The 7862-nt window shown below is 42.8% G+C and carries 6 protein-coding genes; 3 read left to right on the top strand and 3 right to left on the bottom strand.

Annotated features, from left to right (window positions below):
• Positions 1–237 precede the first annotated feature (237 nt).
• The gene (locus FTT83_RS14980) at positions 238–1065 is read left to right on the top strand and encodes an alpha/beta fold hydrolase (protein WP_180044012.1); all 828 of its coding nucleotides are present in this window, start codon (positions 238–240) and stop codon (positions 1063–1065) included.
• A 57-nt stretch (positions 1066–1122) separates the two neighbouring features.
• Here the strand turns inward: FTT83_RS14980 and FTT83_RS14975 are convergent, their stop codons facing one another.
• From FTT83_RS14975 to FTT83_RS14965, 3 genes are all read right to left on the bottom strand, one after another.
• Positions 1123–2583: an amino acid permease gene (locus FTT83_RS14975; RefSeq protein ID WP_180044014.1), complete on the bottom strand. Its 1461-nt coding sequence runs from the start codon at positions 2581–2583 to the stop codon at positions 1123–1125.
• A 9-nt stretch (positions 2584–2592) separates the two neighbouring features.
• Positions 2593–3618: a methyltransferase gene (locus tag FTT83_RS14970; RefSeq protein WP_180044016.1), complete on the bottom strand. Its 1026-nt coding sequence runs from the start codon at positions 3616–3618 to the stop codon at positions 2593–2595.
• 65 nt (positions 3619–3683) lie between these two features.
• Complete coding sequence (locus FTT83_RS14965) at positions 3684–5054, bottom strand: uracil-xanthine permease family protein (RefSeq protein WP_086195686.1); 1371 nt, start codon at positions 5052–5054, stop codon at positions 3684–3686.
• A gap of 173 nt (positions 5055–5227) precedes the next feature.
• Between FTT83_RS14965 and typA the strand changes: the two genes are divergently transcribed.
• Positions 5228–7063, top strand: a complete 1836-nt coding sequence (typA, locus tag FTT83_RS14960) for a translational GTPase TypA (RefSeq protein WP_166170857.1) — start codon at positions 5228–5230, stop codon at positions 7061–7063.
• A 168-nt stretch (positions 7064–7231) separates the two neighbouring features.
• Positions 7232–7666: a large conductance mechanosensitive channel protein MscL gene (gene mscL / locus FTT83_RS14955; RefSeq protein ID WP_166170855.1), complete on the top strand. Its 435-nt coding sequence runs from the start codon at positions 7232–7234 to the stop codon at positions 7664–7666.
• The last annotated feature ends 196 nt before the right edge of the window (positions 7667–7862 follow it).

Genomic DNA, 7862 nt, shown 5'->3' with positions numbered 1-7862 from the left:
ATGAAATACGGTATTCTGATGTGACAAAACCTGAATCCTGGTCGTTAAAGTGTTTGTTTGCACTCATATTTTAACTGTTAGGACTCAGGTTTTTTTATTTAAAGCAAACTATGGGACAGCAGTGGCCTTAGGGCTGCTTTTTTATGTTCGCTACATAAGCATAACTTGTTTAATACACTGTTTCATTTCGATCTTGTTCTAATAAACACCTATATACAATAAAAAGAGGGTGAAAAAATGGCACAGATGTTAACGACAACAGATGGAACCTCGATTTATTATAAGGACTGGGGAGAGGGGCCGGTTGTGGTCTTTTCCCATGGATGGCCTCTTTCCAGTGATGCTTTTGAAGACCAGATGTTATTTCTTGCAGAACATGGCTATCGGGTGATTGCATTTGATCGACGTGGTCATGGACGCTCGAGTCAGCCTTGGGCTGGACATAACATTGATCAATATGCACAAGATATGCATCAACTCATTGAGCATCTTGGATTAACCGAGTTCGCTTTAGTCGGACATTCTACCGGTGGGGCTGTCGTGACCCGTTATACGGCAAAATATGGTCAGCATAAAGTCACTAAACTTGCACTTATTGCAGCTGTAACTCCACTCATGATTAAACGAGATGATTATCCAGACGGTGTAGATTCGGACGTGTTTGATGAGATGCGTGCAAATTTACTCGCTAACCGAGCCGATTTTTATCTGGATTTTGCTAAAGCATTTTATGGATATGACAAGCTGTTAAATAAAACTTCGGAAGGGATAATACAAAATTTTTGGCGTATTGCAATGCAGGGTTCAATCAAGGCCCATTATGATTGTATCCATACATTTTCAGAAACCGATTTACGTGAAGATTTAACCCAGATTACAGTACCGACCTTGGTGCTTTATGGAACAGCAGATAACATCGTACCGCCAGAAATCTGTAGCCAGCAGACCGTTAAACTCTTAAAACAGGGTGTGGAAGAGCAAATTAAGGGAGCACCGCACGGGTTGTGTACCACTCATAAAAATGAAGTCAGTTTTGCCTTGAAGGAATTTCTGGCACATCATTGATATAAGTTAAATAAAAAAAACAGCCTTTAGGCTGTTTTTTTTATTTGAATACCCGATTTAGTCCTGATCAGGATTCATCGGTTTAACATCCATATCTTGATAAGAAACCAACTTGGTTTTGTTTTTCCATTTATAACCCAGCCAGATTGCTAAAAATAATGGAATACTGATATAGGTGGATAATACACCGAGCCAATCACCCGTAATAAAGGCTTGATAGTTCTGTCCAAGTACGACAATCGTACAAAGAATAAAGGCAAACCAAGGGGCAAATGGGAAAAACTTGGCTTTATACGCTAAATCTTCCAGTTTATAACCTTGTGCCAAATAACCTTTACGGAAACGGTAGTGTGAAATGGCAATACCCAACCATACGATGAATCCGCACATTCCCGACATATTCAGCAACCAGTTAAATACTTGTTGTTCCCCAATAAAAGTGGTGAGAAAGCAAAGCGCGGCAATTGCTGTGGTGGCATACAGTGCATTCATGGGTACACCACGCGAATCCAGTTTACCAAAGATTTTTGGTGCACTGCCTTTGCGTGCCATGTCAAACAGCATACGGGTGGATGAATACATGCCTGAGTTACCTGCGGACAGGATCGCAGTTAAGATTACGGCATTCATTAAACCTGCGGCGAAAGCAAAACCGACTTTTTCATACAATAAGGTAAAAGGTGAAAGGGTAATGTTTTCACTTGCTGCCGCTTGTAACAGGCGTGGATCATCATAAGCCACTAGCGTACCAATGATGAAAATACACACCACATAGAATAATAAAATACGCCAGAAAATTTGCTTGATGGCTACTGGAATGGTCTTTTTAGGATCTTTCGATTCACCCGCAGCCACACCCACCATCTCTGTGCCCTGAAAGGAGAATCCGGCAATCATGGCGACACCAATCATGGCCTGCAAACCACCAACAAAAGGTGCATCACCTTTGGTCCAGTTGGCAAAGGTTACCATATTCGGTGTCAGCATGATTTTTGCAATCATGGCAATACCAATAATAATAAAGACAACGATTGCAATGACTTTAACCAGGGAGAACAAAAACTCACTTTCACCAAAGCCTTTTACAGAGAGTGAGTTAATGGCAAAAATTACGCTCAGAAAAATAGCACTCCAGTAAAATCCGGGAATATCTGGAAACCAGAATTTCATAATAAACTGGACAGCAACCAGTTCAAAAGCAACCGTAATGGCCCAGTTGTACCAATAGTTCCAGCCCAAAGCAAAGCCAAAACCGCCTTCTACATATTTTGTACCGTAGGTAAAGAAAGCACCTGAGGTCGGGTTATGGGTCGCAAGCTCGCCCAGACTGGTCATCAGGAAATAAATCATGATTCCAATCAGGCAGTAAGCCAATAAAGCACCGCCCGGACCTGCATTGGCAATGGTTGCACCAGAAGCCAGGAATAAGCCTGTGCCGATAGAACCACCAATGGCGATCATATTCAAATGACGTGCACCCAGCTTACGCTGTAAATGTGCAGATTGAGTTTCGCTCATCGTTGTTCCTTAAGATTTCTTTTCGGTGCTAGTGAACAGCACTTTAAAGCCTTGTTGATCGGCTTTGGTTGTACATTTGCCAAAGCTTTGTTCAATGAGTAATGGATAATTTAAAAAGCGGTTTGCCACAATCCAGAGTTCACCACCCGATTTCAAATGACGGCGTGAAGTTTTGCACAAGCTTTCACTGGCATCATAATTGGTTTGAATACCTTGATGGAAAGGCGGATTGCTGATGATGGCATGCAAGAAAAGAGGCGCATCTTCAATACCCGTCACAGCAGTAATTTCAAGCTGTTCGGGAGAAAGGTCATTTTTTTCAAAAGTCATGCGGGTAGAGGCCAATGCAAAAGCATCAACATCCAGCGCAAAAATGCGGTTTTTCGGATTCAGTTTGGCCAGATAAGCACTGATAATACCGGCACCACAGCCAAAGTCGGCAATTTTACCTGAAGTGACCTGTGATAAAAACGGTAAGAATACTGCTGTGCCGACATCTAAACGATTTTGGCTGAATACGCCGGGCAGGGCACAAATAGTGAGATCACCTTTTGGTGTTGCTACCGTATATTCTTGGGCCCAATTTGCCAAAGTCTTTTCTTTAACCGTCGATTCAATCTTGAGTTGCCAGAGCTGGCAATGACGTGCACTGTCCAGTTTAAAGGCTTTGCCATAAGGCTGTAGTTGTTTGGCTGCACGTTCAACGCCGCCTTTTTTCTCACCCACCAGGAAGATGGAAGCCCCTAAACCTAGACGGCTGACGACATTATGCAGGACATAATTTAACAGTTCTTTGGACTTCGGTACAAAGATAATGGCCTGGTCAAAACTGCCTTCAGGAAGCTCTACGCCAAAATGTACAGCGGCCTGTTGTGACTGAAAATATTGAAATTCATTATAATTCCATGTCCACAAACAAGGGCTGATGTCTTTCTCTAGATTGGAAAGTAAATCATCAGTCGGTGCATTGACTAAAAGCACACGTCCAGAAAGGTATTCATGCTGTCGAATGACAACTTCACTTCTTGGATCCATTTTTTATCTCGCCATTGAAAAACTCTGCCCAGACAATGCTGGGCAGAGTTGATGCTGAAATGAAATTATTGCTTCGATTCAGGAAGAATAATATTTAAAAGCAATGCTGCAATACCACCAGTCGCCACACCGGAACTGAAGATGTTACGGAATAACTCAGGAAGATGTTCCAAAATTTGTGGGACTTGTGCAACACCTAGGCCCAAGGCCAGTGAAATGGCAATAATTAACAGGGCACGACGGTCAAGATGAATTCCTGACAGGATATTAATACCAGAAGCCGCCACAGCACCAAACATCACCATGACTGCACCGCCAAGCACGGCTTGAGGAACTGCTTGAATCACGCCAGCAACCGCAGGTAACAAGCCTAAAATTACCAGTAATGCTGCAATCCAGATACCGACATAACGGCTTGCAACACCAGTAAGCTGAATGACACCATTATTTTGTGCAAATACCGAACTTGGGAAAGTATTGAATAAGCCGGCGAGCAAAGAGTTGGCACCATTCACCAGCACACCGCCTTTAATACGCTCCATCCATACTGGGCCATCGACTGGCTGATTCGAAATCTTTGAAGTTGCGGTAATGTCACCAATCGCTTCTAAAGACGTGACCAGATAAATAAAGGCCATGGGAATAAACAAGCTCCAAGAGAAGCTTAAACCAAAATGCATCGGTGTTGGAATCTGAACCATTGGCGCATCTTTCATGCCTGAAAAATCAAGGTGACCCATAAAGCCGGCAAGAGCATAACCAATAATCAGGGCAATCAGAATGGCGGAGCTTTTGATCCAGGTAATACGGACACGGTTCAGGACAATAATAATCGCCAGTACCGTACAGGACATAATCAGGTTATCGGCGTTGGCAAAGGTTTTATCGCCCATGGCCTGATAACCGCCCCCCATACTGATTAAACCTTCCTTAATTAAGGTCAAACCAATCAGCAGGACCACAATACCTGTAACAAGAGGAGTGATCAGTTGTTTTACCCAAGGTAAAATACGTGACACACCCATTTCAATAAACGATCCGGCAATTACTACACCAAAAATAGAAGCCATCACCGCTTCAACAGGGGTGCCTGCCGCGACCATGGCTGAACCAATGCCGATAATCGGACCAATAAAGTTAAAACTGGTGCCTTGTACAATTAAAAGACCCGCGCCCAAAGGGCCAACCTTTTTACATTGTAAAAAGGTTGCAATCCCGGAGATGACCAAAGACATGGAAAGAATCATGTTGGTGTCTTCTTTTGACACCCCAAGAGCTAAACAGATGAGCAAGCCGGGCGTGACAATCGGGACAATAATCGCAAGTAAATGTTGCAGGGCAGCGAGAAAAGCGATAAATGGTTTGGGGCGATCGTTTAATCCGTAGACCAAATCAAGACGATCTTGTTGTTTGGGAGAGTTTTGTAAATCAGACATGTAAGAAAGGTACAACAGCAATTTGGCGTTATTCTAATCGAGTTACAGGAGTTTACAAACCAAAAAAAGGACGAATAGTCAAAAAAACTTGTAACTGTCAATAAACTGTCACTACTAAAAGTTTAGTTTTTTCTGTATAATTTGCCCTCAAATTTAATACGTATCGAATTTACATGTCAGATATTAAAACTCTCCGCAACATTGCCATTATTGCGCACGTTGACCACGGTAAAACAACTCTTGTAGACAAACTTTTACAACAATCAGGTGCACTCGGTGAACGAGCGGGCGAGATTGAGCGTGTCATGGATTCAGGCGCTATTGAAAGTGAACGTGGTATTACCATTCTTGCAAAAAACACTGCAATCAAATGGTTAGATGAACGTACTAATACTGAATACCGCATTAACATCGTGGACACCCCGGGGCACGCCGACTTCGGTGGTGAAGTAGAACGTGTATTGTCGATGGTAGACTGTGTATTGCTACTTGTGGACGCACAAGAAGGTCCAATGCCACAAACACGCTTCGTAACACAAAAAGCCTTTGCACGTGGTTTGAAACCAATCGTGATTATCAACAAAGTCGACAAGCCAAGTGCACGTTGTGACTGGGTGATCGATCAAGTTTTTGATCTGTTTGATAATCTTGGTGGTACTGACGAACAGTTAGACTTCCCGATCGTTTATGCATCTGGTCTTCGTGGTGTTGCTGGTCCTTCTCCAGAAGAACTTGCTGAAGATATGACACCGTTGTTCCAAACAATCGTTGACATCGTTGAGCCACCAGCAGTTGATGTTGATGGTCCATTCCAAATGCAGATTTCTTCACTTGACTATAACAGCTTCGTTGGTGTGATCGGTGTTGGTCGTATCCAGCGCGGTTCAGTGAAATTAAATACGCAAGTGACTGTGATTGATAAAGATGGTAAGACGCGTAACGGCCGTATCTTAAAAATCATGGGTTACCATGGTCTAGATCGTGTTGACGTTGAAGAAGCTTCTGCAGGCGATATCGTTTGTGTAACGGGTATTGATGCACTCAACATTTCTGACACAATCTGTGATCCGAAAGCTGTTGAAGCTTTACCGCCATTGTCTGTAGATGAGCCTACCGTATCGATGACGTTCCAGGTCAACAATTCACCGTTTGCGGGTAAAGAAGGTAAATTCGTGACTTCACGTAACATCCGTGAACGTCTAGATCGCGAATTGATTCATAACGTAGCACTTCGTGTTGAAGATACTGACAGTCCAGACCGTTTTAAAGTGTCTGGCCGTGGTGAACTTCACCTTTCAGTTTTGATCGAAAACATGCGTCGTGAAGGCTTCGAGATGGGTGTATCTCGTCCGCAAGTGATCTTGAAAGAAATCGACGGTCAAATGCAAGAGCCGTACGAAAACGTAACTTTTGACGTTGAAGAACAGCATCAAGGTGCTGTAATGGAACAAATGGGTCACCGTAAAGGCGAGATGACCAATATGGAAGTTGACGGTAAAGGCCGTATCCGTATTGAAGCAACTGTTCCTTCACGTGGCTTGATCGGTTTCCGTTCTGAATTCTTGACCATGACTTCTGGTACAGGGATCATGACATCAAGCTTCTCGCATTACGGTCCAATGAAACAAGGTACTGTTGCTAAACGTCAAAACGGTGTGTTGATTTCTATGGTTCAAGGTACTTGCCTGGGCTATGCATTGTTCACACTACAAGACCGTGGCCGTCTATTTGCTAAACCACAGTTGGAAGTTTATGAAGGAATGATCGTGGGTATTAACTCTCGTTCAGACGACATGGTGGTTAACCCGACTAAAGCGAAACAGCTCACTAACGTACGTGCATCAGGTACTGATGATGCCTTAACACTTGTACCGAACATTGAATACACGCTTGAACAGGCGCTTGAATTCATCGAAGATGACGAGTTGGTTGAAGTAACACCGAAATCAATTCGTATCCGTAAACGTTACTTGACTGAAAACGAACGTAAGCGTAACCGCGGTAAATAATTTTTCTGTTTAGCAGATATAAAAAACCGCTAACTAAGGTTAGCGGTTTTTTTGTGAGCATAAGTTACAAAATGAAACTGCTCTGTGAGCAAAAATTGCTAAAGTACCTCTAACAACAGATTAATTATCACCCTATAAAAACACTGAAAATGGTCTCAGGAGTCAAGTATGAGTATTGTTCAAGAATTTAAAGAGTTTGCCATCAAGGGCAACATGATGGATTTGGCTATCGGGGTTATCATTGGCGGGGCATTCGGTAAAATTGTCGACTCATTGGTAAAAGATATCATCATGCCCATCATTACCCTGATTACGGGTGGAGGCGTTGATTTTACCCAGAAATTTATCGTCCTCGGGGATAATCCGGAGAATCTGCAATCTTTGGATGCATTGACCAAAGCCGGAATTAACGTGCTGACCTATGGTAATTTCCTCACGATTTTAATTAACTTTATCATTTTGGCTTGGGTGGTGTTCCTGATGGTAAAAATGTTAAACCGCATGCGCCGTACAAAAGAGGAAGTGCCGGCAGCACCTGCCCCAACACCGGAAGATATTCAGTTACTGCGTGAAATCCGTGATGAATTGAAGAAAAAGGTTTAATGATTTTCTGCTTGAAAAAAACGGTACTGAATGTACCTTTTTTTATTCCTTATTTATTCCCTCTCCTTTTAGGCATAGGTATCTACACAATTTCCGAGCTTTGCGTTAAATTGAAGAGCATGCTCTTCAATTTCACATCTCTGGTCTGGATCAGCGTCTTGTCAAACGCTATAACAGCCTTGTAAAACTCAATATG

Source organism: Acinetobacter sp. YH01018 (assembly GCF_013420295.1).
In the GTDB taxonomy this organism is placed as follows: domain Bacteria; phylum Pseudomonadota; class Gammaproteobacteria; order Pseudomonadales; family Moraxellaceae; genus Acinetobacter.
The sequence above is the reverse complement of the archived record's forward strand: the minus strand, read 5'-3'. Positions and strand labels throughout refer to the sequence as shown.